General features: G+C 60.5%; 23 protein-coding genes. 9 read left to right on the top strand and 14 right to left on the bottom strand.

Annotated features, from left to right (window positions below; genetic code table 11):
• Window positions 1–15 precede the first annotated feature (15 nt).
• The 4 genes from rsgA (at window position 16) to ASD60_RS01910 (ending at window position 3,120) form a co-directional block, all read left to right on the top strand.
• On the top strand, window positions 16–1,047 hold the full coding sequence (gene rsgA / locus ASD60_RS01925) for a small ribosomal subunit biogenesis GTPase RsgA (RefSeq protein ID WP_056852363.1): 1,032 nt from the start codon (window positions 16–18) through the stop codon (window positions 1,045–1,047).
• A 212-nt stretch (window positions 1,048–1,259) separates the two neighbouring features.
• On the top strand, window positions 1,260–1,667 hold the full coding sequence (locus ASD60_RS01920) for a TIR domain-containing protein (RefSeq protein ID WP_056852362.1): 408 nt from the start codon (window positions 1,260–1,262) through the stop codon (window positions 1,665–1,667).
• Window positions 1,668–1,669: 2 nt separating this feature from the next.
• Window positions 1,670–2,629, top strand: coding sequence for a caspase family protein (locus ASD60_RS01915; protein WP_056852361.1), 960 nt, complete (start codon window positions 1,670–1,672; stop codon window positions 2,627–2,629).
• The gene (locus tag ASD60_RS01910) at window positions 2,629–3,120 is read left to right on the top strand and encodes a toll/interleukin-1 receptor domain-containing protein (RefSeq protein WP_056852360.1); all 492 of its coding nucleotides are present in this window, start codon (window positions 2,629–2,631) and stop codon (window positions 3,118–3,120) included. Before ASD60_RS01915 ends, ASD60_RS01910 begins: the two co-directional genes overlap by 1 nt.
• A 129-nt stretch (window positions 3,121–3,249) precedes the next feature.
• Here the strand turns inward: ASD60_RS01910 and motB are convergent, their stop codons facing one another.
• Both motB and motA read right to left on the bottom strand, forming a co-directional pair.
• Window positions 3,250–4,278 carry a flagellar motor protein MotB gene (gene motB / locus ASD60_RS01905; RefSeq protein WP_056852359.1) on the bottom strand — a complete coding sequence of 343 codons (1,029 nt, stop codon included), beginning with the start codon at window positions 4,276–4,278 and terminating at the stop codon, window positions 3,250–3,252.
• A gap of 3 nt (window positions 4,279–4,281) precedes the next feature.
• Window positions 4,282–5,133, bottom strand: a complete 852-nt coding sequence (gene motA / locus ASD60_RS01900) for a flagellar motor stator protein MotA (RefSeq protein WP_056852358.1) — start codon at window positions 5,131–5,133, stop codon at window positions 4,282–4,284.
• Window positions 5,134–5,299: 166 nt separating this feature from the next.
• Here motA and ASD60_RS01895 point away from each other — a divergent pair, with 166 nt between their 5' ends.
• Genes ASD60_RS01895 through asd form a run of 3 tightly spaced genes read left to right on the top strand, consistent with a single transcriptional unit; the run spans window position 5,300 to window position 8,576 of the window.
• A complete protein-coding gene (locus ASD60_RS01895; protein WP_056852357.1) occupies window positions 5,300–6,838 on the top strand; it encodes an HDOD domain-containing protein in 1,539 nt (512 codons plus the stop codon).
• A 43-nt stretch (window positions 6,839–6,881) separates the two neighbouring features.
• Window positions 6,882–7,697 carry a rhodanese-like domain-containing protein gene (locus ASD60_RS01890; RefSeq protein ID WP_056852356.1) on the top strand — a complete coding sequence of 272 codons (816 nt, stop codon included), beginning with the start codon at window positions 6,882–6,884 and terminating at the stop codon, window positions 7,695–7,697.
• Window positions 7,698–7,715: 18 nt separating this feature from the next.
• Complete coding sequence (asd, locus tag ASD60_RS01885) at window positions 7,716–8,576, top strand: archaetidylserine decarboxylase (protein ID WP_056852355.1); 861 nt, start codon at window positions 7,716–7,718, stop codon at window positions 8,574–8,576.
• Between the two features lie 121 nt (window positions 8,577–8,697).
• Here the strand turns inward: asd and serB are convergent, their stop codons facing one another.
• Window positions 8,698–9,912 (bottom strand): phosphoserine phosphatase SerB, encoded by a 1,215-nt coding sequence (gene serB / locus ASD60_RS01880; RefSeq protein WP_034148725.1) that lies wholly within the window; start codon window positions 9,910–9,912, stop codon window positions 8,698–8,700.
• 135 nt (window positions 9,913–10,047) lie between these two features.
• Between serB and ASD60_RS01875 the strand changes: the two genes are divergently transcribed.
• Window positions 10,048–11,565, top strand: a complete 1,518-nt coding sequence (locus ASD60_RS01875; protein ID WP_056852354.1) for an AhpA/YtjB family protein — start codon at window positions 10,048–10,050, stop codon at window positions 11,563–11,565.
• 250 nt (window positions 11,566–11,815) lie between these two features.
• Here ASD60_RS01875 and ASD60_RS01870 read toward each other — a convergent pair whose 3' ends face one another.
• The 9 genes from ASD60_RS01870 to ASD60_RS01830 form a co-directional block, all read right to left on the bottom strand.
• The gene (locus tag ASD60_RS01870) at window positions 11,816–12,529 is read right to left on the bottom strand and encodes a PqiC family protein (protein ID WP_056852353.1); all 714 of its coding nucleotides are present in this window, start codon (window positions 12,527–12,529) and stop codon (window positions 11,816–11,818) included.
• Between the two features lie 176 nt (window positions 12,530–12,705).
• Window positions 12,706–14,973, bottom strand: coding sequence for a DNA topoisomerase IV subunit A (gene parC, locus ASD60_RS01865; protein WP_056852352.1), 2,268 nt, complete (start codon window positions 14,971–14,973; stop codon window positions 12,706–12,708).
• 7 nt (window positions 14,974–14,980) lie between these two features.
• Entirely contained in the window at window positions 14,981–15,505 is a 525-nt protein-coding gene (locus ASD60_RS01860) for a retropepsin-like aspartic protease family protein (RefSeq protein ID WP_056852351.1), read from the bottom strand.
• Window positions 15,502–16,488: an esterase-like activity of phytase family protein gene (locus ASD60_RS01855; RefSeq protein ID WP_056852350.1), complete on the bottom strand. Its 987-nt coding sequence runs from the start codon at window positions 16,486–16,488 to the stop codon at window positions 15,502–15,504. The genes ASD60_RS01860 and ASD60_RS01855 overlap by 4 nt, the downstream gene beginning before the upstream one ends.
• Window positions 16,488–18,392 carry a DNA topoisomerase IV subunit B gene (gene parE / locus ASD60_RS01850; RefSeq protein WP_056852349.1) on the bottom strand — a complete coding sequence of 635 codons (1,905 nt, stop codon included), beginning with the start codon at window positions 18,390–18,392 and terminating at the stop codon, window positions 16,488–16,490. The genes ASD60_RS01855 and parE overlap by 1 nt, the downstream gene beginning before the upstream one ends.
• 43 nt (window positions 18,393–18,435) lie before the next feature.
• Window positions 18,436–19,044 carry a YqiA/YcfP family alpha/beta fold hydrolase gene (locus tag ASD60_RS01845; protein WP_056852348.1) on the bottom strand — a complete coding sequence of 203 codons (609 nt, stop codon included), beginning with the start codon at window positions 19,042–19,044 and terminating at the stop codon, window positions 18,436–18,438.
• A 208-nt stretch (window positions 19,045–19,252) separates the two neighbouring features.
• Entirely contained in the window at window positions 19,253–20,068 is an 816-nt protein-coding gene (cpdA, locus tag ASD60_RS01840; RefSeq protein ID WP_056852347.1) for a 3',5'-cyclic-AMP phosphodiesterase, read from the bottom strand.
• A 111-nt stretch (window positions 20,069–20,179) separates the two neighbouring features.
• Window positions 20,180–20,632, bottom strand: a complete 453-nt coding sequence (locus ASD60_RS01835; RefSeq protein WP_008063540.1) for a DUF1249 domain-containing protein — start codon at window positions 20,630–20,632, stop codon at window positions 20,180–20,182.
• Entirely contained in the window at window positions 20,623–21,240 is a 618-nt protein-coding gene (locus ASD60_RS01830; protein ID WP_056852346.1) for an NUDIX domain-containing protein, read from the bottom strand. The genes ASD60_RS01835 and ASD60_RS01830 overlap by 10 nt, the downstream gene beginning before the upstream one ends.
• A 224-nt stretch (window positions 21,241–21,464) precedes the next feature.
• Here ASD60_RS01830 and ASD60_RS01825 point away from each other — a divergent pair, with 224 nt between their 5' ends.
• Window positions 21,465–22,211 carry an RsiV family protein gene (locus tag ASD60_RS01825; protein WP_056852345.1) on the top strand — a complete coding sequence of 249 codons (747 nt, stop codon included), beginning with the start codon at window positions 21,465–21,467 and terminating at the stop codon, window positions 22,209–22,211.
• Here the strand turns inward: ASD60_RS01825 and cytX are convergent.
• Both cytX and thiC read right to left on the bottom strand, forming a co-directional pair.
• A complete protein-coding gene (gene cytX / locus ASD60_RS01820; RefSeq protein WP_056852344.1) occupies window positions 22,180–23,472 on the bottom strand; it encodes a putative hydroxymethylpyrimidine transporter CytX in 1,293 nt (430 codons plus the stop codon). The genes ASD60_RS01825 and cytX overlap by 32 nt on opposite strands.
• Window positions 23,473–23,680: 208 nt before the next feature.
• Window positions 23,681–25,570: a phosphomethylpyrimidine synthase ThiC gene (gene thiC, locus ASD60_RS01815; protein ID WP_056852343.1), complete on the bottom strand. Its 1,890-nt coding sequence runs from the start codon at window positions 25,568–25,570 to the stop codon at window positions 23,681–23,683.
• Between the last annotated feature and the right edge of the window lie 68 nt (window positions 25,571–25,638).

Genomic DNA, 25,638 nt, shown 5'->3' with positions numbered 1-25,638 from the left:
TTATACGGAACACCCATGGCCAAACGCCAACTCAATCGTCGTCAAAACTGGCGCATCGAAAAGATTCAGGGCGAGCGCGCTGCCCGCGCCGCCAAACGCGAGTCCTCGGCTGTCGAGGCACTTGAGGGTGGCGACCTGGGTCCGGAACAGCACGGCCTGGTGATCGCGCACTTCGGTGTGCAGGTCGAGGTCGAGGCCTGCGAAGGTGCATTGGCCGGCCAAGTGTTCCGCTGCCACCTGCGGGCCAACCTGCCTGCCCTGGTGACCGGTGACCAGGTTGTCTGGCGCGCTGGCAACCAGGGCATCGGCGTGATCGTGGCGCAACTGCCGCGCAACACCGAACTGTGCCGCCCGGACAGCCGTGGCCAGCTCAAGCCGGTAGCCGCCAACGTCGACATGATCGTCATCGTTTTTGCACCGCTTCCCGAGCCCCACGCCAACCTGATCGACCGTTATCTTGTCGCTGCCGAACATGCGGGCATCAAGCCGCTGTTACTGCTGAACAAGTTCGACCTGATCGACGAAAACAACGCGCCGGCGCTGAACGCCCTGCTCGCGGTTTACCGCACGCTGGGTTACCCGGTGCTGGAAGTCTCGGCGCACCACGGCAACGGCATGGAACAGTTGCAGAAACAGCTGGACGGTCGCATCAGCGTGTTCGTCGGCCAGTCCGGTGTCGGCAAGTCGTCGCTGGTCAACAGCCTGTTGCCGGAAGTCGAGACCCGCGTCGGTCCGTTGTCCGAGCTGTCCGGCCAGGGCACTCACACCACCACCACCGCGCGGTTGTTCCACTTCCCTGGCGGCGGCGAGTTGATCGACTCACCAGGCATCCGCGAGTTCGGCCTGGGACACGTCAGCCGTGCCGATGTCGAGGCCGGCTTCATCGAGTTCAACGATTTGCTCGGCACCTGTCGCTTCCGCGACTGCAAGCACGACCGTGAACCCGGTTGCGCATTGCTCAAGGCTCTCGAAGACGGCCGCGTGCAACAGCAACGAATGAACAGCTACCGCTCGATCATCGCCAGTTTGCCGGAAAACGGCTACTAAACAGGCACCTGCCCCGCCCTGATCCAACGGGGCGGCGGGCTGCCGGCTCTACTGTTTAAATCACCCACCAACTTAAACGTCAGACATTTCTGTAAGGCGTCTGCACGCATCCCTGTAGGGCATTTCTCTTTCGCGATCGGCACCTTGTGGCGGCCAGCCAATGACCTAAGTTCAAACCCTCTTCGCACTCCTGCGACATCGAGGGACAGCCATTGCAAACCTATCATTTGTTCATCAGCCATTCGTGGACCTACCCTCACGCCCACGACAACCTCGTGCGCTTGCTCAACGCGCAGCCCGGTTTCATGTACAAGAATTTTTCAGTGCCGACGGACAACCCGATTGTCGACGCGAAAACCGACAAACAACTCGAAGATGCCCTCGAGAACAAGATCCGCCCATGCTCGGCGGTACTGATCATGGCCGGCATGTATTCCACGTATAGCAAATGGATCAACAAGGAAATCGAGATCGCCAAGCGCATGGGCAAAGTGATCATTGCCGTCAAGCCGTTCGGTGCCGAACGGATTTCCAAGGTGGTACGTGAGGCCGCACATGCCGAATGCGCCTGGAATACCAACAGTATCGTCAGCGCCATTCGCCAACACACGGCGGTGTAACCATGCGCAAAGGACTGTTCATTGGCATCAACGATTACACCCATGTCTCGCGCCTGAGCGGTTGTTGCAACGACGCCATGGCCATGGCGTCTGTGCTGAAGACCGACGCCAATGGCGACCCGAACTTCAAGAACATCGTGTTGACCTGTGCCGAGGATTACCTGAGTCGAAAGAAACTCGAGGATCAGATCCGCGAGTTGTTTTCCGGGGACTGCAACGTCGCACTGCTGTACTTCGCCGGTCACGGCACTTTCGACACCGATACCGACGAAGGCATGCTGATCCCGCAGGATTACAGGAACGCCAATGACGGGATTCGCCTCAGCGATGTTCTTAATTGGGCAACCAAAGCCACCCGGATCAAAAACAAGGTGATCATTCTCGACTGCTGCCAGAGCGGCTCGGCAGGCGAACTGCGCGCCTTGCGCAGTGAAGGCAGCGTAGTGGGCGAAGGCATGACCATTCTTACTGCGTGCAAAAAGGAAGAGCCGGCGATGGAAGGCGCCCAACACGGCGTATTCACCGGGCTATTGCTCCAGGCTCTGCACGGCGGCGCCGCCAACATCCTCGGCAAGATCACTCCCGGCAGCCTCTATTCGTTTGTCGACAACGCCCTTGATGCCTGGGAACAGCGGCCGGTGTTCAAGACCAACGTGTCGCAGTTCATTTCCCTGCGCGAGGTTTCACCGCTGATCGCCAAGGAAATCCTGCGCAAACTGCCCGAGTGGTTTGCCGAAGCGGAATCGGTCTACCCCCTCGCCCCCAGCTTCGAGCCCAGCGAACCCGAGTTCAATCCGGAACACGGCGAGGTCTTCTCTCAACTGCAAAAGTGCAATCGTCACAGCCTGATCGAACCGGTTGATGCCGAACATATGTATTACGCCGCCATTCACTCCACCGGCTGCCGCCTCACCGCCCTCGGTGCCTATTACCGCGAACTCGCAATCAAGGGACATTTCTGATGCCAGTGTTTATCAGCTACCGCCACATGGATCGCGCCTACGCGGTCAACATCAACACCCGCCTGATGCAGGCCAACATCAAGACCTATCTCGATGTGCTGGACGCCGAATCCCAGACCACCGACGACATCACCGGTGTGATCACGCGCAACATCAGTGAATGCACGCACCTTCTGGCGGTGGTGTCGGAAAAAACCGCACTGTCCTGGTGGGTACCGTTCGAAATCGGCGAGGCGACCATCACCAACCGACGCATCTGCTCATTCAAGACCGGCCCAACGGAACTGCCGCTGTACCTCGATAAATGGCCGAAACTGACCAGCGACAGAGACATCGAGTTCTTCATTGATGCCTATCGAAACGAATCGACCATCAAGCGATCGATGTCACTGGAGTCGGTTAACGGCAGCGAGGCGGTGCGCAGCGTCAACAAAACCAACGCCGATCGATTTCACACGGATCTCAAATCCAGGATCATTCGCGGTTTCTGAAGGATCAGGTCGGCTGTCAGTCCGACATCGCTGGCAAGCCAGCTCCCACAGGAATCGTGCCCACACGGAGAATGCAGCGGCCTGATAAACGCCGAAAAAAAACCGACATCACTGTCGGTTTTTTTGGGATCACTGCTTCGCTGGCTCAGCCGGCTTCGGCGCCGGATCATCAAACAGATTCAAACGCTCGCGCAGCTCGTGGGCCGGCAGCGGTTCCTTGTCTGCCGGCAGCGCATTCGGGTCGACCGGTGCAGCCGGGGTGGCGCCTGGCGCTGCAGAACCTTGCGGTGCATCAGGAGCAGGTTCCGCGCCTTGCGAACCTTCAATGGCGCGCTGGGCTTTCTTGGTCAGCACCACAATGTCGATGCGACGGTTGACCGGGTTGAACGGATGTTCACGGTCGAACAAGGCAGACGAGGCATAACCCACCACCCGCGCCACCTGCCCGTCCGGATAACTGCCCGCCACCAGCGCACGGCGGGCGGCGTTGGCACGGTTGGCCGACAGTTCCCAGTTACCGAAATCGCCCTGGCCGCTATACGGTTTGGCATCGGTGTGGCCGCTGATGCTGATCTTGTTCGGCACCGCTTTGATGGTGTCGGCCATGGCCAGCAGGATGTCTTCGAAATACGGTTTCAGACGCGCAGAACCCGAGTCGAACATCGGCCGGTTTTCGGCATCGACGATCTGGATACGCAAGCCGTCCGGGGTGATCTCGAACATGATCTGGTCTTTGAATTTCTGCAGCTGCGGGTTCTCTTCAACCTTGTTTTGCAGTTCTTGCAGCAACAACTCGAGACGTTCCTTCTCGACCATTTCGGCCATGCCTTCGACCTGTTCGGCGTCGACGGTCACCTTGTCCGGTTGCGGCTGGGACTTCACCTCGGGGTTGAGGGTGTTTTCCGGCGCCAGGGTCGGCGTACCGCCAAGGTCGATGATGTACGGCGTGCCGCTTTCGGAAAAGCCGATCGGGTCCTTGAAGTAACCGGCGATGGCGATCTTCTGTTCCGGCGTAGCCGTCGACAGCAGCCACAGCACCAGGAAGAACGCCATCATCGCCGTGGCGAAGTCGGCGAAAGCGATCTTCCACGCCCCGCCGTGATGCCCGCCGGCGATGCGCTTGACGCGCTTGATGATTATCGGCTGGTTATTTTCCATGGCTTAACGACCGCGAACCGCTTGTTCCAGCTCGGCGAAGCTAGGGCGGTGCGCCGGGTACAGAACCTTGCGCCCGAACTCGACGGCCAGCGATGGCGGCATGCCGGAAGCCGAAGCCACCAGGGAAGCCTTGATGGCTTCGTAGACGTTCAGCTCTTCCTTGGCATCGTGGGCCAGGGAATGGGCCAACGGGCCGAAGAAACCGTAGGCAGCGAGAATACCGAAGAAGGTACCGACCAGCGCCGCACCCACGTGCAGGCCGATGGACTTCTGATCGCCCTCCCCCAGGGACGCCATGGTCACCACGATCCCCAATACCGCCGCGACGATACCGAAACCGGGCATGGCGTCGGCGATGCCGTTCACCGCATGGGACGGGTGCTCAAGGTCTTCCTTGAGGCTGTAGAGTTCCATGTCGAACAGGCCTTCCAGCTCATGGGGAGCCATGTTCCCGGAAGACATGATGCGCAGGTAATCGCAGATGAACGCGGTCATGCGCTCGTCTTTCAGGACCGTCGGGTACTTGGCGAAGATCGGGCTCGCGGCCGCATCTTCGATATCGCCTTCAATAGCCATCATGCCTTCACGACGGCTCTTGTTGAGGATCTCGTAAATCAGGCCAAGCACTTCAAGATAAAAACCGTGGCTGAAACGCGAACCGAACATGCTCAGGGACTTCTTGAGCACGTGCATGGTCATGTAGCCGGGGTTGGCCTGCAAGAATGCGCCGAGGGCCGCACCACCGATGATCATCACCTCGAAAGGCTGGATCAGGGCGGCAATTTTGCCGTGGGAGAGCACGTATCCGCCGAGCACGCTCGCGAATACGACGATGATGCCGATTATTTTAGCCATAGGTAGGAGAGCACTTACTGAGTCGGGTTCAAGGTCATATTCGGAAGTTAAAAAATCTCTTCTTCTACTTATCGGCAAAACTGCGCCAGACTATAGCCAGTTCAGGCGAAAAGCCAATTTGACCCATTCCGGGCGCAGGTAACGCAGACGATGATCGCCTCCAGACATGGTTAACGAAACGAACGTCCCGACTCCCAAACCAACCACGCTCCAAGGCTGGGTCAAGCTTCTGGATGGCGTCCGCCTGCCGGTTCCGCAGGCCAGTCACGACCGCGTCTGCCGGGCAATCCGCGACAGTCGCAGCTCGCTGCGCGACATCGCCGATTTGATGCAGGACAGTCCGGCTTTGGCCTTGAGCGTGATTCGCGAAGCCAACCGCCACACCCACGGCAGCATGACCGAGCCGGCTGAAAACCTTGAGGTGGCGATCAACCGCCTCGGTTTGAAACGCACCGAAGAATTGCTGGAACGCTTGCCTGCCGCGCCCATGGGCGAGATTCCCAAGGCACTGCGTCAGCTACAAATGATCAGCCAGCACGCGACGCAACAAGCCAACGGTTTTTTCGCCAGCCGCCTCGCACGCCTGTGGCAGGACATTCATTGGGGCAGCCTGCTGTTTCTGTCACCACTGTGGCCCCTGGCATTGACGCATCCGCAGTTGCTCGAAGAATGGGAGCTGCGGGTCATCCATAAAGGCGAGTCGGCGTGTAAAGTCGAAAAGCAGTTGTTTGGCGCGCGCCTGCTGGAAATCGGCCTGGCCCTGGTGGAGGCCTGGCACCTGCCGATCTGGGTGCAGCAAGGCTATAAACTGTTGCTCACCGAACAGCGGGAACTGGTCAAAGTCCTGCGCATTGCCCGCGACAGCGAGCATCCTTTGCGCCAGCAAAATCGCCTGGATGACGATCCGACGCTGCGCCGCTGGCTGAACCAGCCCGCCAACACGGTGCTGCTGGCCAACGGGCTGGCGCTGTCGGCGCAACAGGCCTGGGACAGTCCGCACAGCGAGCGCTGGCAGTACCTGACCAGTCTTTACCTGCAAATGCCCATGGACGAGGTGCAACAACAATTGCACCAGCAGGCCGCCAACAGCGCCCGCCATCACGCCATGCCCGACCTTTGGCACCCTGCCGTTGCATTGCTCTGGCCATGGGGCACGAATCGAGTGCATGCCGGTCTGTTGCCAGCCCCGGCGCCGACCGCCGAAGACCTGGCAAAGTGGCGTCGTCAATGTGCCGAATTGCTGATCGAGCCGAGCCGCTTCACCAACGCCATGCACTTGACCACCTCGGCCCGCGACGCCCTGGTCGCGTGCGGCATGCGCCGGGTAATGATCCTGATGGCTGATCGAGCCCATGCCAACCTGCGAGTGCACCAGAGCGCCGGTTTACCGAAAGAAGTGGCCGGCATGAATTTCGCGGTCAGCCAGAGCACAGTGCTGCAACGGCTGCTCGCGCAACAGGCGCAGGTGCGTTTGACGCCAGCCAACAACGCACAGTTTTCCGCCCTGCTGCCCAACAGCCTGCGCTCACAATTCAGCGGTGAGCATCTGTTGCTGCGCTCACTGGTCAATAACGGCCGCGTGATCATGATTGTCGTGGCGGATCAGGGTGGCGGCGCCTTTTCGGAAATAACCGTACAAGCCTTCGGCAAAACCGCGCAGTGCATCGAGAAAGCCCTGCACAGCTTTAGCCACCGCGGCCAGTAAGGCTGCGTTACAATCTTCCCTTTTTGTGCCCTGGAGACCTCACATGTCTGACTTCTCTGGCTTGCCGCTGGTGATCGAGCCGAGCGACTTGCTCCCTCGCCTCGATGCCCGCGAACTGATCCTGGTGGACCTGACCAGCAGCGCCCGCTACACCGCAGGGCATATTCCCGGTGCTCGTTTTGTCGACCCCAAGCGCACGCAACTCGGTCAGGCGCCTGCGCCGGGACTGATGCCGCCGCAGGCTGCACTCGAGACGTTGTTTGGTGAGCTGGGACACAACCCCGACGCAGTCTACGTAGTGTACGACGACGAAGGCGGCGGTTGGGCCGGGCGCTTTATCTGGCTGCTGGATGTCATCGGCCACCGCAAGTACCACTATATAGACGGCGGCCTGACAGCCTGGCTGGCAGAAGGCTTGCCGATGTCGATCCAGATCCCGCCAGCCGTGGGTGGTCCGGTTTCACTGACCTTGCATGACGAACCCACCGCTACCCGCGAGTACCTGCAAAGCCGTCTCGGCGCCGCCGACCTGGCGATCTGGGATGCCCGCGGACCGCTGGAATACTCCGGCGAGAAAGTGCTCGCGGCGAAGGCCGGTCATATTCCCGGCGCGATCAATTTCGAATGGACGGCGGGCATGGATCAGGCGCGCCAACTGCGCATTCGCACCGACATGCCGCAGATCCTTGAAAAACTCGGCATCACGCCGGACAAGGAAATCATTACCCACTGCCAGACCCACCACCGGTCCGGCTTCACTTATCTGGTGGCCAAGTCCCTCGGTTATCCACGGGTCAAAGGCTACGCCGGTTCATGGGGCGAGTGGGGCAATCACCCTGACACGCCTGTCGAGCTTTAAGGTTTTTAAGGACACCCAATGAAAGAACGTTTGTTTATCCTCAGCCAGTACCTGCTGCCCCACCACTTGCTTTCGCGACTGGCGGGCTGCGTCGCCGAATGCCGGGTGCGCTGGTTCAAGAATGCCTTTACCGCCTGGTTTGCCAAGCGCTATCAGGTGGACATGTCCCAGGCATTGGTCGAAGACCTGACGGCCTATGAGCACTTCAACGACTTCTTCACCCGCGCCTTGAAAGACGGCGCACGTCCGCTGGACGAAACACCGGGCGCGATCCTCAGCCCGGCCGACGGTGCGATCAGCCAACTCGGCCCGATCGAACACGGTCGCGTGTTCCAGGCCAAGGGCCACAGTTTCAGCGTGCTGGAACTGCTGGGGGGTGATGCTGCCAATGCTGCGCCGTTCATGGGCGGTGATTTCGCGACCATTTATCTGTCGCCGAAGGACTACCACCGTGTGCACATGCCGCTGGCCGGCACCCTGCGCGAAATGGTCTACATCCCGGGCCGGCTGTTCTCGGTGAACCAGTCCACCGCTGAAAACGTACCGGAACTGTTCGCCCGCAACGAGCGAGTCGCGTGCATTTTCGACACCGAGCGCGGGCCGATGGCCGTGGTATTGGTGGGGGCGATGATCGTCGCGTCGATCGAAACCGTTTGGGCCGGCCTGGTCACACCGCCGAAGCGCGAACTGAAAACCTTCCGTTACGACGAAGCCGCCCGTGCGCCGATTCATCTGGAAAAAGGTGCGGAACTGGGCCGCTTCAAGCTGGGTTCGACCGCTGTCGTACTGTTCGGGCCGGATCAGGTGAAGTGGACGGAAGACATGGTCGCCGGCGCCCCGGTACAGATGGGCCAGGGCATGGGCCTGCCGAAGGCTTAAAGACCACGCTGTACCTTGTGGGAGCGGGCTTGCCCGCGATTGCGGACTGACCGTCAACCGTGATGTTGATGGTTGGTCAGTCATCGCTGGCAAGCCAGCTCCCACATTGATTTCCAGCGTATCAGAGCTGTCCGTCGCGATCGCGGAAGCCCAGCAAGTACAGCACGCCATCCAGCCCCAGGGTGGAAATCGCCTGCTTGGCCGATTGCTTGACCAGCGGCTTGGCACGGAACGCCACGCCCAACCCGGCAATCGCCAGCATCGGCAAGTCATTGGCGCCGTCGCCGACTGCAATGGTCTGCTCCAGACGCAAACCTTCCTTGTGTGCCAGTTCTTTGAGCAGATCCGCTTTGCGCTGCGCATCGACAATCGGCTCGATCGCCACGCCAGTCACCTTGCCGTCGACCACTTCCAGTTCGTTGGCGAACACGTAATCGATACCGAGCTTGGCCTGCAATTGCTTGGCGAAGTAGGTGAAACCGCCCGACAGAATCGCAGTCTTGTAACCCAGGCGCTTGAGTTCGGCGAACAGGGTTTCAGCGCCTTCGGTCAAGCGCAACGAAGCGCCGATAGAATCCAGTACGCCGACATCCAGGCCTTTGAGCAAGGCCAGACGCTCCTTGAAGCTGGCACGGAAATCCAGTTCGCCGGCCATCGCCCGCTCGGTAATTTCCGAAACCTTGTCACCCACACCGGCGGCCTTCGCCAATTCGTCGATCACTTCGGCTTCGATCAGCGTCGAGTCCATGTCGAACACCGCCAGACGACGGTTGCGACGGAACAGCGAATCCTCCTGGAACGCGATGTCGACGTTCAGCTCCTGGGCGACGCTGAGGAATTCGGCACGCAACGCCTGCGGATCGGCCGCCTCGCCGCGTACGGAAAACTCGATGCAACCCTTGCCTTTATCAGCCGGAGTATCCAGCGGCATGCGCCCGGACAGGCGATCGATGTGATCGATGTTCAAACCGTACTTGGCGGTGATCGAACTCACGGCCTGCAGTTGTCCGGCAGTCACCTTGCGGGTCAACAACGTGACGATGTGGCGCTTTTTGCCCTGGTTGCCGACCCACTGCTGGTAATCCTCTTCAGACACCGGCGTGAAACGCACCTGTTGATCAAGCTCATAGCCCTTGAACAGGATGTCCTTGAGCACGGATTTACCTTGCTCGGTATCGGGAATTTCAACCAGGATGCCGAACGACAAGGTGTCGTGGATCACCGCCTGACCGATGTCGAGAATGTTCACACCACCCTGGGCCAGAACGCCGGTAATGGCCGCAGTCAGACCCGGACGGTCGACTCCCGTGATGTTTATCAGGACGATTTCGCGCAAGGCGCACCCCCGCAGGTGGAAAAAAACCGCATTCTACCCACTTTCAGTGACCATCGGGCACCGTGAGCGCTTTGACGGTCTAGGGCCTGTCGCTATACTGCGCGTCAACTTCACGGACAAAAGAGCCGAGCTCAAGTGAACCGGCCCACGCCAGTTAAAACCGATAACTTCTTCCTGCTGATCTTCCGGGCACTGCGTCACCGCCGTGTACCGATTGCATTGCGCATTGCCAGCCATAACGTGATCCTGGTCGCTCTGGCCCTGGTGATCTACGCCTGTGTGATGGGTTTGCAGTTCAAGCAGGCCATGCATGAGCAGGCGGATGCCCTGGGCGAAAGCCTGACCACGCAGACGGCCACCTCGGCCACCGAGCTGCTGGTGTCCAATGACATCCTCAGCCTCAACGTGCTGCTCAACAACCTGACCAAGAACAAGCTGGTGGCCCACGCCGCCATCTACAGCGTCGACAACCGCATCCTCGCCGAAGCCGGTCAGCGGCCCAAGCACGGCTTGCTGGGCGAAGCCGAGGGCATGTACCAGAGCAAGATCACCTTCCAGGACGTGACGGCCGGGCAACTGCGCATCAGCCTGGACATGGATCAGTTCCAGCAGCCGATGACCATCAGCCTGCAAAGCATGGGCATCCTCAGCGCGATCCTGCTGGCACTTTCCCTGGCCTTGAGCCTGCGCCTGGGTCGGCACATCTCTACGCCGCTCCTGCAGTTGCGCGTCTGGCTGCGCAATATCGACGAATACACCCCGGCCACCGAACGCCAGGACGAGATCGGTGATCTGGCCCGGCAACTGCACGCCAACTTCGCACCGGAACCGGCCGAGCCTGAACCGGAGCCGGAACCCGAGCTCGAAGACAGCGATGATGACGATGCCGAACCGGGCTTCGAAGTGCGCAACCTGCGCGATCCGAGCTTCGACGAAAGCCGGCCGATGGCGGCGAAGAAAGCGGCCCCACGGCGCGTTGTCAGCACCGTTGAAGACGATGACGACGATGCGTTTGCCGATTTGCTCGATGACGCAGACAGCGTAGTGAAACCGCTTGCCCGCCCTGCTCCTTCGAATGTACCGCAGCACAGCGCCGTTCTGGCCGTGCAGCTGGGCTCCCAGGAGCAACTGCGTCGCTTGCCACGCGCACGCCTGGAAGAATTGCTCAAACGCTATCGTGATTGCCTTGATCAGGCCGCTTCGTTGTACGAGAGCGAACTGCACACGCTGAACGACGGCAGCACACTGATGCTGTTCCACACCGAAGACAGCGGCGACGACTACCTGACCAATGCCATTTGCTGCGGCGAGTTGCTCCGCGCGCTCGGCCACCAGTTGCAAATCGAAGTCGCCGACAGCGGCATCACCCTGCAATTGCAGCTGGGCCTGACCCTGGGCGACGATTTGTTCGGTCTGAGCCAGATCGATCTGCTGCTGACCGATGCCGCCCAGGACGCCCTGGCTCTGTCGCAACACAGCCGCAACCTGCTGCTGGTGGAACGCAAGATCAGTGACGACGCGCTGATCCGCCAACGCGCGCGGATCCGCCCGATTGCCAGCCCTGAAGGCGCTTGCTGCGTAGAGCGGTTGATGGAGCCTTATCCGTCGATGCTGGAGCGGCAATTGGCGCGGATGCATGAACGCCGGGCGTAAGCCTTAAGCCCCGGTATAACGAAGCCCGCAGGTGATCACTCGTCTGCGGGCTGATCGTTCCCATGCTCAGCGTGGGAATGCCTCCAGGGACGCTCCGCGTTCCAGCCCCACCTCCTTCCAGCCTGGCCCTGATGTGACGCAGAGCGTCACGGGCTGCATTCCCACGCTGAGCATGGGAACGATCATCTCCAACCCGCAGAAACAACAAGGCCCGCATCAAAGCGGGCCTTGTCATGAATCAATCACAAGCTTAGAAGCGGAACACTTCCATGTCCGTGCGAATCGGCGAGGCCATCGGGATCTTCGGCTGCTTTTCCGCTTCCGCCGCCGGTGCCACAGGCTTGGCCGCCGGTTTTTTTGGCGCTTCGGCGATTGGCGGCTGGTTGGCCAGAGGCTTGAGCGCGGTCGACAGCTGTTCGGCCAGTTTCTGCAACAGCACACCCTGAGCCTGAACCTGCGCCGCCGTGCTGCCGGCGTGCTGCTCCTGCAAATGAATGATGCGATTGTCGCGGACCTGCCCACGACGGTCGATGAGGCGCCATTGCGCATCAAGGATGGCCGGCTGCTTGGTCCCAGAATCCAGGCGCGTGATGGTCAACAACACTTGAACGTCCGGCGTGAAGCCAACGGTGGCCGGCGCCAATACCACGCGCTGGCTGTCCAGATGACCGGCGACCTGACGCAGCAACAACTGGTCGATGTCGGAAGACAGGCTGCCGGCCCAGCGACCGTCGGTCGCGGCTTGCAGGCTGCCGTCGGGCTGACGCTGCAACAGGGTTTCGCGTTGCAGATAGTCGGCAACGGTCACCGGGCCCAGCAATACAGCCATGCCCGCGCTTTGCGCAGGCTGAACCGGACTACCGCTGTCCAGTTGATACAGCGACACCGGCTGGTGAACGCTGCAGCCCGCCAGGCCAAGAACGCCGGCGAGCATCAGAATAAAAGGAAGGCGCAGAGCAGTCATCGTCCCATCCAGGTGATTGCCACAAGGCTAATCACAGTGAAAATACTCAATAAATATGAAGAACGCTCAGCCACGCCGGCGCTTGAAAGGCCATATCATCCGTGAATATGCGTTCCGACTCCAGCGCGAAAGCGTCGATCTACGCGTTAAATCGTAGATCGAGCGCTCTAGGACGCTTAATTGAGGTTTTCGACGAGCAGCGCATCCACCCGCTGGAAGCCACGCGGCAGTTTATTACCACGACGCCCACGTTCACCCTTGTAGTGTTCGAGGTCGTCCGCTTTCAGTGACAAGGTACGTTTTCCAGCCTGAAGCACCAAGGTTGCACCCTCCGGGATAACGGCGATGTCCGTGACATATTCTTCGCGACTGGCCACTCGCTCACCGGAAATCCCGATGATCTTGTTGCCTTTGCCCTTACCTAATTGTGGCAGATCGCTGATCTTGAAGATAAGCAGGCGACCTTCGGTGGTCACCGACGCCAACCAGTTCTGTTCACGATCGGCGACAGGCCGCGGCAGGATGACCTTGGCGTTGTTCGGCAGGCTCAACAGCGCCTTGCCCGCCTTGTTCTTGGCCTGCAGGTCTTCACCCTTGACCACGAAACCGTAACCGGCATCGGAGGCGATCACGTACAACGCATCGTCTTCGGGCATCAGCACGCACTCGAAACTCGCCCCCGGCGGTGGCGTCAGACGACCGGTCAGCGGTTCGCCCTGGCCACGGGCCGATGGCAGCGTGTGCGCTGCCACCGAATAGCTGCGACCGGTGGAGTCGATAAACACCGCAAATTGGTTGGAACGCCCCGCCGCCAGGGCCTTGAAGCCATCGCCAGCCTTGTAGGAAAGCCCGGTGGCGTCGATTTCGTGACCTTTGGCCGAACGTACCCAGCCTTTCTCCGACAGAACGACTGTTACTTTCTCGTTCGGCAGCAGATCGTGTTCGGTCAGGGCCTTGGCTTCAGCACGCTCGACGATTGGCGAACGGCGGTCATCGCCATAGGTTTCAGCGTCCTTGATCAACTCGCTGCGCACCAGCTTCTTCAGCTTGGCTTCACTGCTCAGCAAAGCTTGCAGCTTGGCTTGTTCCTTGAGCAGTTCATCCTGCTCGGCGCGCAGCTTCATTTCTTCCAACCGCGCCAACTGACGCAAGCGGGTGTCGAGAATGTAGTCAGCCTGGATCTCGCTCAGGGCAAAACGCTCGATCAGCGCGGCTTTCGGATGTTCCTCGGTGCGGATGATGTGGATCACTTCATCCAGGTTGAGGTAGGCAATCAGCAAACCGTCCAACAGGTGCAGGCGACGCTCGACTTTATCGAGGCGGAATTGCAGGCGTCGACGAACGGTCTGAACCCGGAACTCCAGCCACTCGACCAGCAAGGCGCGCAGGTTTTTCAGCTGCGGCTTGCCATCCAGGCCGATGATGTTGACGTTGACCCGGTAACTCGACTCCAGCTCGGTGCTGGCGAACAGATGCTGCATCAGCGCATCGTGGTCGAAGTTTTTCCGCGCTCCCGGAATGATCACGATCCGGCACGGGTTCTCGTGGTCGGATTCGTCGCGCAAGTCAGCGATCTGCGGAGCCTTGGACGGTTTGGCCTGCATCATGGCCGCGATCTGTTCCAGCACCTTGGCGCCGGAAACCTGATGCGGCAGCGCGGTGACGATGATGTCGCCGTCTTCGATGTGATAAACGGCGCGCATGCGAACCGAGCCTTTGCCGGTTTCATACATTTTCAGCAGATCGGCACGGGGCGTGATGATTTCCGCTTCGGTCGGGTAATCCGGGCCCTGGATATGCTCGCAGAGCTGTTCGACCGTGGCTTTGGGCTCATCCAGCAAACGCACGCAGGCACTGGCGACTTCGCGCAGGTTATGCGGCGGCACGTCAGTGGCCATGCCCACCGCGATACCGGTGGTGCCATTGAGGAGGATGTTCGGCAAACGTGCCGGCAACACCAGCGGTTCGTCGAGGGTGCCGTCAAAGTTCGGTCCCCAGTCCGCGGTGCCCTGGCCCAGTTCGCTGAGCAGCACCTCGGAGTAGCGCGACAGTCGCGCTTCGGTGTATCGCATGGCCGCAAAAGACTTGGGATCATCCGGCGCACCCCAGTTGCCTTGGCCGTCCACCAGCGTGTAGCGGTAGCTGAACGGCTGGGCCATCAGGACCATGGCTTCGTAGCAGGCCGAATCGCCGTGCGGATGGAACTTGCCGAGCACGTCACCGACGGTACGCGCCGATTTCTTGTGCTTGGAATCAGCGTCCAGCCCCAGCTCGCTCATGGCGTAGATGATGCGCCGCTGTACCGGCTTCAGACCGTCGCCGATATGCGGCAAGGCACGGTCCATGATCACGTACATGGAGTAGTTGAGGTAGGCATTTTCGGTGAAGTCAGCCAGCGATCGGCGTTCTACGCCATCTAAGCTGTCTGCAAGGATGTCGCTCATGCGGGCCTCATCGGTTCGTTGTCTGGCGCAGCAGCATGGTGCCACCGCGCTGGGTAAATTCAAGTTTGTTCAGTGCGCTCATGCCGAGCAACACCTGGTCGCCATGCAGGCCGGGCGCCACCAGTGCGCGGACATCCCGCAGCACGATGTCGCCCAGTTGCAGGCGTTCTATACGGGTGCGATAGCCCTGGCTCAGGCCATTGGCCGTGCTCAGGGTCACACCGAAACCTTCTGCCAGCTGCAAGCGTTTGGCCAGTTCCGCCGGGACCGCCACATCAGTGGCCCCGGTGTCGAGCATGAAGTCCACCGGCTGCCCGTTGATATGGCCACTGGCGACGAAGTGTCCCTGGGCATTACTGGCCAGTTTCACCTCGATGTAACCATTGCCCTGTTCCGAGCTCACCATCACATTCGGGTTTTGCTGACGCTCTTCCCACTGCCCGAAAAACCGTGTGGCCAGAAACAGCGCCGCACACCAGGCCAGCACCATCAACACTCGACCGGCGCGTTTACCGGGTGTTTGCTGGCTCACGGCGCGTTCCAGCCACCGTCAGGCGCGGCAAAGCGCCAGACGATCGGACGAAATTCACCATCGGCACGGGCTCCGGTGTTGTTGTCGATACCGATCCAGGCTCCGTCAGCGTCGACTACCAATGCCTCCGTGAGGCCGAAATCCTGGGGATAACGCCGATTTTCCTGCAATGCCTCGTCGGCAAACGACCAGCAACGCTCGAGCTTGGCAGTCAATGCGTCGCGGCGACAGATCTCGAACGCATTGCGTTCCAGGGTGAACAGCTTGCCGTTGAACAGTGACAGATCGGCAAAGTCCCGGGGCATTGCCCTGGCATGGGGGAACTGTGCAGGCTGCATTTCTTTTCCGTCTTCGCTGAGCAGCACGCAGCCGCCGTCGCAATCCCAGACGGTTTGCTTGCGCTTGACCAGCAGCAACCCACGGTTCTGGCGTTCAGCGGCCAACCACAACTGGTCACCCTCAGGATTGATCGCCAAGCCCTCGAACAACGCGTTGAAACGCAACAGCATGCCTCTGGCCCGAGCTTCACGCACCATCAGCGGGGAAATCTTCAACCAGGAAGTCGGCCCGGTCGGCGGAATTTGCAACACCCCTGCATGGGCTTCACTGACGACATAGCGGTTGCCGGCGTTGTCGCAAGTAATGCCTTCGAAGTCCAGACCGCCGCCACGCACGAATGACGCCGCCCAGGCCCGCGAACGCAGGCCCCAGGGCAAGCCGCTGTCAGGCACCTGCGGCACGCCGATGCCCACGGCCTCTGCACGCCAGACGCTGGCCTGGGTATCGAGGCGGTAGATCTGATCGTCGTCGCGGTCGGAGATCGTCCACAGTTCCTTGCCGCACTGAGCCAGCCCGGACAGGTTGCCGCCGCGCATGCCATCGATGGCATGCTCGGACAACAGACGCAGTTGCGGTGCCGGTTCGCCGGACACCGTCATCGAGGTCAGCAGCAACGCACACGCCAGGGCAAAGCCCAGGCGCATCAGCCCAGCACCTCCGCCAGGTTGCCCTTGGATTCCAGCCAGGTCTTGCGATCGCCAGCGCGTTTTTTCGCCAGCAGCATGTCCATGATTTCCGAGGTCGCCTCGAAATCATCCAGCGTCAGTTGCACCAGGCGCCGGGTGTTCGGATCCATGGTGGTTTCGCGCAACTGCGGCGGGTTCATTTCACCCAGACCCTTGAATCGGGTGACCTGAGGCTTGCCGCGCTTCTTCTCCGCCACCAGGCGATCAAGAATGCCGTCGCGTTCGGCCTCGTCGAGGGCGTAGTAGATCTCTTTGCCCAGGTCGATGCGGTACAGCGGCGGCATGGCGACATAAACGTGACCGGCATCGACCAGCGCACGGAAGTGCTGGACGAACAGGGCACAGAGCAATGTCGCGATGTGCAGACCGTCGGAGTCGGCGTCGGCAAGGATGCAGATTTTTCCGTAGCGCAGCTGGCTCATGTCCGCCGCGCCCGGATCGACGCCGATGGCCACGGCAATGTTATGCACTTCCTGGCTGGCCAGCACTTCGCTGCCGTCGACTTCCCAGGTGTTGAGGATCTTGCCGCGCAACGGCAGGATCGCCTGGAACTCTTTGTCCCGCGCCTGCTTGGCCGAACCGCCGGCGGAATCACCTTCCACCAGGAACAGCTCGGAGCGCATCGGGTCCTGCCCGGCGCAATCGGCGAGTTTGCCCGGCAGCGCCGGACCTTGGGTGATGCGCTTGCGCTCAACCTTTTTGCTGGCCTTCAGACGACGACCAGCGTTGTTGATCGCCAGTTCGGCCAACGCCAGACCGGTTTCCGGGTTGGCATTGAGCCACAGGCTGAACGCATCCTTGACCACGCCGGAAACAAACGCCGCGGCTTCCCGGGACGACAGGCGTTCCTTGGTCTGGCCGGAGAATTGCGGTTCTTGCATTTTCATCGACAGCACGAAAGCGATGCGCTCCCAGACGTCTTCCGGGGCCAGCTTTACGCCGCGCGGCAACAGGCTGCGGAATTCGCAGAACTCGCGCATGGCGTCGAGCAGCCCCTGGCGCAAACCGTTGACGTGGGTACCGCCCTGGGCGGTCGGGATCAGGTTGACGTAGCTTTCCTGCACCGCGTCGCCGCCTTCCGGCAGCCACAGCAGCGCCCAGTCCACCGCTTCCTTGTTACCGGCAAACGCACCGCAGAATGGCTCGTCCGGCAGGCGCTCGAATTCGCTGACCGCATCGACCAGGTAGGAACGCAGGCCGTCTTCGTAATGCCATTCGACTTTCTCGCCGGTGGCTTTGTCTTCAAAACTGACCAGCAGACCCGGGCACAGCACGGCCTTGGCCTTGAGCACATGCTTGAGGCGGCTGATGGAAAACTTCGGTGAGTCGAAGTATTTCGGGTCCGGCGCAAAGAACACGCTGGTACCGGTGTTGCGTTTGCCGACCGTGCCGACCACTTCCAGCTCGGTGGCCTTGTAACCATCGGCGAACGTCATCTGGTATTCGTTGCCGTCACGCTTTACACGCACCCGGACTTCGGTCGACAAGGCGTTGACCACCGAAATACCCACCCCGTGCAGACCGCCGGAGAACTGGTAGTTCTTGTTGGAAAACTTGCCACCGGCATGCAGCTTGGTGAGGATCAGTTCGACCCCGGAAACACCCTCTTCGGGGTGAATGTCCACCGGCATGCCACGGCCGTCGTCGCTGACTTCCAGCGAGTGATCGGCGTGCAGGATGACTTGCACCGATTTGGCGTGCCCGGCCAGGGCTTCGTCGACACTGTTGTCGATGACTTCCTGGGCAAGGTGGTTCGGCCGACTGGTGTCGGTGTACATGCCGGGGCGTTTGCGCACCGGGTCGAGGCCCGAGAGGACTTCGATGGCGTCGGCGTTATAAGAGCTAGCGCTGGGAGTGGCCATGGGGTCTCGTCGTCAGTCATTCATTGAAAATAGGGGCGAGGTTTCACAATGCGGTGAAATCTATCGCCTGATACACATCGGCGCCAATGCCGGCAAAACTCAGCATGGCTGGAAGCTGTGCGGCAAACCCCTGGAAACTATGGTCGCCGCCGGCCTGGATACGCAAGGCACAGGCCCGGTAATACTGCTGGGCCAGGCGATAGTCCAGCGTTTCATCCCCCGTCTGCAACCATACCTGATACCGCAGCGGGTCCAGGGGTGGCGGCACTTCCAGCTCGGCCAGCGCCGTTACGTGGTCGTGGGTCAGTTCCCAGGTCTCATCGGTATACAGGTTTTTCTGCGTCCCCAGAAATCCGTCGAACATCCGGTGCGGGCTGACGGCAGGGTTGATCAGCAGGGCTTTCAGGCCATGGCGCTCGGCCAAGTGAGTCGCATAGTAGCCGCCGAGTGAGCTGCCGACCAGTAATGGCCGCCCGAGCGCTGCAATCGCCTGTTCAAGCTGACCGATGGCCTCGCGGGGATGGTGATGCAAGGCCGGCACGCGCAAATGGTCGCTCAAGCCCAGCCGTTCCATCACTGCGCTCAACTGCGTGGCCTTTTTCGATGCAGGCGCGCTGTTGAAACCGTGGATATAAAGGATCGAACCGGACATTTGGACTCCCTGCGCGTCGGGTAAAGAAGCGGAGTTTACAGGGACTCGGGGGATGTTGGGTGCCATCGCTACCGAATTGAACACAGCCCCTGTGGGAGCTGGCTTGCCAGCGATGAGGCCGTCACATTCAACATTGATGTTGTCAGGCAGTCCGTAATCGCTGGCAAGCCAGCCCCCACAATGGAAATCAGTGTTCGCGGGAAACGTGTCAGTAGCCGTTGGAGCCGTAATCGACCTGGAAATCGAAACCGGTAACGCGTTCCACCCCGGTTTGCAGCTGTCCATCGGGCATCAACCGCAACCAGCGATACCCCGGCGCCTGCTCTCCGACCGTGAAGTCCTCGCTACCCGGTTCAAACTGAATGCAGGTCGACGGCGAGGCGATCAGACGCACTTTGTCACGCAATTGATCGATCTCCTGATGCACATGCCCCCACAGCACGGCACGCACCTGCGGAAAACGATCGAGCACTTCAAAAAAGGCGTCCGGATTGCGCAAACCGATCGGTTCCATCCACGCACAACCAATCGAAACCGGATGATGGTGCAGGCACACCAGATGATGCCGCTGCGGTGCCTCGCTCAACGAGCGGGCCAACAGTTGCAATTGTTCGTCCTGCAGGTAGCCCGGCACTGAGCCCGGCACTGCCGAATCGAGCAGCGTGACTCGCCAGTTGCCGATATCCACTACCGGCTCCAGCAATGCACTCTGAACGGCGGCCTCGGCCATGATCTGCGGCTCGTCGTGATTGCCGGGAATCCAGCGCGCCGGCGCATCGAGCTGTCGGGTCAGGTCGCGAAACGCCTGGTAAGACTCCAGCGAGCCGTCCTGAGACAGGTCACCGGTGGCCAGGACCAGGTCGATCCGTGGCTGCTGGGCGCGCACCATTTCAAGGACTTTTTGCAGGCTGTCGCGGGTGTTCATGCCCAGTAGCGTGCCGTGCGCCTCGGCGAACAGATGGCTGTCGGAAATTTGCACCAGCAGTGCCGGCTCAGCGGTGCTCAAGGTGGATACGCTCGGCAAGGTGTTCTCCCAGGGCGTGATCACGGGATTGGATGATTGGCGCAATTATGCTGGGGGACGATCGAAAGAAGAAACCTGTGAACCTGACGCAGTTCACAACTGCGACGGAAGTTAACGTACCACTTCGTACTCATGCCCCAATGCCAGGCAATGACTCAGCCACTCGCCCAGGAACATGTTCAGCTGGGCTTTTTCGTCGGGCTGGTGCATCGAGGCATTCGGATAAGGATAGATGCCGCGAAAGCGTCGCGCATGTTCGGCACTGACCACTTCGGCCATGCAGGCATCGTGATAGACCTGTACTTCCAGTTGCGGCACCGGTAGCCAGGGCAGACTGTGCTCCTGACGCACTTGCAGGGTGGTGGTGTACGGACAGACCTGCAACACCTCCAGCGCCAGCACGCCGAGCATCTGGTCGCCATGGGTCACGGCGATGCGCCTCGCCGCAGGCTCGCTGCGCATGTCCGGCAACAGTCGCATCAGGCGCGCGTAGTTCGCCTCACAGGACGCTTGCAGCCCCACGAGGTCCACCCGATAGCGATCGCGCAGTTTGTTTACGACCATAACCCCCTCACTTCAACGCGATTCAAAGCCAGCCATTGCAAGGCAATGATGCTTGGCGCGTTGGCAATACGTCCATCGCGTACGGCTTGCAGGGCATCTTCAAAGGCCCACACCGAAACGCGGATATCTTCGGCCTCTTCCTCCAGTCCATGCAGGCCACCGGCGCCGGTGGTGTCGCAACGCCCCAGGTACAAATGCACGAATTCGTCGCTGCCGCCCGGCGATGGAAAATATTTGGTCATCGGCCAGAGCGCTGCGATTTCAAGCCCAGCTTCCTCCTGCGCTTCGCGGTGAGCAACTTCTTCCGGCTGTTCGTCCTTGTCGATCAGACCGGCAACCAGTTCTACCAGCCACGGATTGTCGGTCTTGCCGAGGGCACCGACACGGAACTGCTCGATCAGCACGACTTCGTCACGCTGCGGATCGTACGGCAGCATGCACACTGCATCATGACGGACGAACAGTTCACGGTTGATTTCGCGGCTCATGCCACCGGCGAACAATTCATGGCGCAAGTGCACGCGTTCGAGCTTGTAGAAGCCCTCGAAGCACTTTTCGCGCCGAACGATCTCTACGGCGGTCGGAATGGCGTTGGCAAAATCGGTCATGACAATCCTCATTACTTCAATCCGATACGAGATTCCTTTTCCCGTGGAACCTCGACTTCGCGCCATCCTAACGCGCCCGTGAGGTTTGATGCAGCCCCTTTCCCGTCAGCGGGATAGACGGTGAGGACGAAACCCACTCTAATTAGCTTAGTGGCGAACTGACTGCTCCGTTGGTAGTCGAAGCGGGTAACTTTTTGCCTTTCCCTGATTTATGAAGGACGCACATGTCGCTTTTTAAAATCGCCTCCGTGGCCGCTATCGCCCTGACCCTGGGCGCCTGCCAGAGTTTGTTCCAGCCCAATTATCGCGCACCGCTGGAAGTCACCCGCGACGCCACCGAACAGCTTCAGCCGGGTTGCAAGGATCAGGATTGCCCGCTGGTGAACATCGACACCCTGCACTTCCCCGCGGAACCCGCACTGGATGGCATCATCGAAAAACGCCTGCTGGCAATGACCCGCACCTCGCCCGATGCTCCGGTCGCGCCGACGCTGGCGGCCTATCGCGAGCAATTCTTGCGCACTGCGGGGCCACGCAACAGCAGCTACCTGCAAGCGAAAGTACGCGAGCAGCATGACGGCTTGGTGATCATCGAATTGTCCAGCTACCTGGACACTGGCGGCGCCCATGGCACGCCGGGCCGCGGCTTCATCAACTACTCGCGTCAGCAGCATAAAGTGCTGACGCTGGCGGACATGCTGGTGCCAGGGCAGGAAGAGGCGTTCTGGAAAGCCGCGCAGGTGGCGCACAACAGCTGGTTGATCAGCACCAAGCTCGATCAGGAACCGGAGTTCGTCAAAAGCTGGCCGTTCCAGAAAACCCAGAACGTGGCGCTGACCTATGGCGGGGTGATCCTCAAATATGAAACCAGCAGCATCGCGCCGTACGCACTGGGCCATGTCGAACTGAAGATCCCCTACCCTCGCCTGAACGGCATCCTCAAGCCCGAGCTGTTTCCCGGCCGTAACTGAAGGCCCGGCCCAGCACCAGCTGCAGCAGCCCTGCCACCACCAGTGCCGGCAGGGTTGCACCGATATCGGCATACAGGTTGGCCAGCAAATGATAGGTGCTGATCCCGCCCAGCCAGGCGAGCAGCGCCGGCCAGCGCAATGCGGCTGACGCCACCTGGCCACTGCGCTTGCGCAGAATGAAGTGATCCACCAGCACCACGCCAAACAGCGGCGCAAACACCGAGCCGATCAACAGCAGGAAGTTCTGGTACTGCGCCAATGGCGCCAGCAAGGCGATCAGCGTGCAGATCACGCCGATGGCCAATGCCAGGTGCTCGACTTTCAGGCGCAACAGAATCCCGCTGGACACCGCTGCCGAGTGAATGTCGGCGAAGGCGTTCTCCGACTCGTCCAACAGAATCAACAGCAACGGAATGCCCAGGCCGGCGCCGGCCAGTGCCAGCAACAGGGCATTGACTTCACCGCTCGGCGCGAACGCCAGGGTGTAGGCCACGCCCAGGCTCATCAGCCAGAAATTACCGATGAAGAAACCGATGGCGGTGCCACCGAAGACGTTTTTCGCCCGCTTGCCGAAACGCGAGTAGTCGGCAATCAAAGGCAACCACGACAGCGGCATGGCGATGGCAATGTCGAAGCCCACCGCGAACGGCATCGAGCCATCGCCGGCCTGCGTCCACAATGCGGCCAGATCGGCCTTGGCGAACAGGTTCCAGGTCAACCAGATGCACGCCGCCAACAGCAACCAGATGCCCCACTTGCGCAATATCTTGCGCACGAAGGTCAACGGACCGCTGACAGCGAGCAAGGTCGCCAGCGCGCCGAAAAACAGCGTCCACAGCACCGGGCTCGACATCAGGCTGGCGTCGCTGAAAGCCTTGGCGCCCAACAGGCTGGCGGCATCGCGCATGACGATGATTTCGAACGCCCCCCAACCGATCAGTTGCAGCAGGTTCAGCACTGCCGGCAGGCTCGCGCCCTTGGCGCCGAGGCTGAGTTTGAGTGCAGTCATCGATGACAGGCCGGTGTCGCTACCGATCACCCCGACCGCCGCCAGTAGAAGAACGCCGACCAGCGTGCCGAGGAAAATCGCCAGCAACGAGCCCGACAGGCCCAGGCCTGGTGCAAGCAATGCGCCGGTCTGCAGGACCATCAGGCCGATGCCGAGGGAGAACCACAGAGAAAACAGATCGCGGCCGCCGAACACACGTTTGTCGATCGGCACGGCGATATCAGGTGAGTAAGTGCTGGGTTGAATGCTCAAGGGTGTTATCTCAGAGGGACATTGTTGTGTAAACCACCCTTGTGGCGAGGGAGCTTGCTCCCGCTCGGCTGCGCAGCAGTCGTAAAATCGGTCATCGCAATCTGGCACCCAGAATGCGGTGGCTGGTTTTGGGTCTGCTTCGCAGGCCAGCGGGAGCAAGCTCCCTCGCCACATGGATAAGCGGCGCACCCGAGTGCGCCCGGTCAGATCAAACCTTCTTGTACAGCTGGCTGCCTTCCTGCTTGAAGCGCTCGGCCTGTTCGGCCATGCCTTGGGCAACGTCCACGTCGACCGCTTCGATGCGTTGGTTGGCCGCGTACTCGCGGACTTCCTGGGTGATTTTCATCGAGCAGAACTTCGGCCCGCACATCGAGCAGAAATGCGCGACCTTGGCCGAATCCTTCGGCAGGGTTTCATCGTGATACGAACGAGCGGTGTCCGGATCAAGGCCCAGGTTGAACTGGTCTTCCCACCGGAATTCGAAACGCGCCTTGCTCAAGGCGTTGTCGCGAATCTGCGCGCCCGGATGTCCCTTGGCAAGGTCGGCGGCGTGGGCGGCGATCTTGTAGGTGATGATCCCGGTCTTCACGTCATCCTTGTTCGGCAGACCCAAGTGCTCCTTGGGCGTTACGTAGCAAAGCATGGCGCAACCGAACCAGCCGATCATTGCCGCACCGATGCCGGAGGTGATGTGGTCGTAGCCCGGCGCGATGTCGGTGGTCAGTGGGCCGAGGGTGTAGAACGGCGCCTCGTCGCAGCATTCGAGCTGCTTGTCCATGTTCTCTTTGATCAACTGCATCGGCACATGGCCCGGGCCTTCGATCATGCATTGTACGTCGTGCTTCCAGGCGATCTTGGTCAGCTCGCCGAGGGTTTCCAGCTCGCCGAACTGCGCTTCGTCGTTGGCATCGGCAATCGAGCCAGGACGCAGGCCATCGCCCAGCGAGAAGCTGACGTCGTAGGCCTTCATGATTTCGCAGATGTCTTCGAAATGAGTGTAGAGGAAGTTCTCTTTGTGATGCGCCAGGCACCACTTGGCCATGATCGAACCGCCGCGGGAGACGATGCCGGTCACGCGTTTGGCGGTCATCGGCACGTAGCGCAGCAGCACGCCGGCGTGGATGGTGAAGTAGTCGACGCCCTGCTCGGCTTGCTCGATCAGCGTGTCGCGGAACAGCTCCCAGGTCAGGTCTTCGGCGACGCCGCCGACTTTTTCCAGGGCCTGATAGATCGGCACAGTACCGATCGGCACTGGCGAGTTGCGGATGATCCACTCACGGGTTTCATGGATGTGCTTGCCGGTGGACAGATCCATGACCGTGTCCGAACCCCAGCGAATGCCCCAGGTCAATTTCGCCACTTCTTCTTCGATGGACGAACCCAGGGCGCTGTTGCCGATGTTGCCGTTGATCTTCACCAGGAAGTTACGGCCGATGATCATCGGTTCCAGTTCGGTGTGGTTGATGTTGGCCGGGATGATCGCGCGGCCCCGGGCGATTTCGTCACGGACGAATTCGGGGGTAATGACTTTCGGCACGCTGGCGCCGAAGCTGTGGCCGGCGTGCTGCTGGTCCAGCAGGCCGGCGGCGCGGGCCACTTCCAGCTTCATGTTTTCGCGGATGGCGACGTATTCCATCTCGGCGGTGATGATGCCTTTGCGCGCGTAGTGCATCTGGCTGACGTTGGCGCCCGGTTTCGCGCGACGTGGATTGTTGACGTGAGCGAAACGCAGCTGGGTCAACTCGGGATCGGCAAGGCGTTCCTGGCCGAAATTCGAACTCAGGCCAGCCAGTCGCTCGGTGTCGCCACGGGCCTCGATCCACGGCGAACGCACATCGGCCAAGCCTTTGCGCACGTCGATGATGACGTTGGGATCGGTGTACGGGCCTGATGTGTCATAGACCACGACCGGTGCGTTGACCTCACCGCCGAAGTCGGTCGGCGTCACGTCGAGGCTGATTTCACGCATCGGCACGAGAATGTCCGGACGAGAGCCCTGGACATAGATTTTTTGCGAGCGGGTAAACGGCTGAACCGATTGCTGATCGACCTTGGCCGATTCACTCAGGTTGGTGGCGATTTTTGCTTTTGTAGTCATCACGGGTTCTCCAGACATCATCCAGGCAGTGGATTTTTGTCGGAGCGAACCTGTAAACGAATGGACGC

Origin of the sequence: Pseudomonas sp. Root562 (assembly GCF_001427125.1) — a bacterium.
Classification (GTDB): Bacteria; Pseudomonadota; Gammaproteobacteria; order Pseudomonadales; family Pseudomonadaceae; genus Aquipseudomonas.
The sequence above is the reverse complement of the archived record's forward strand: the minus strand, read 5'-3'. Positions and strand labels throughout refer to the sequence as shown.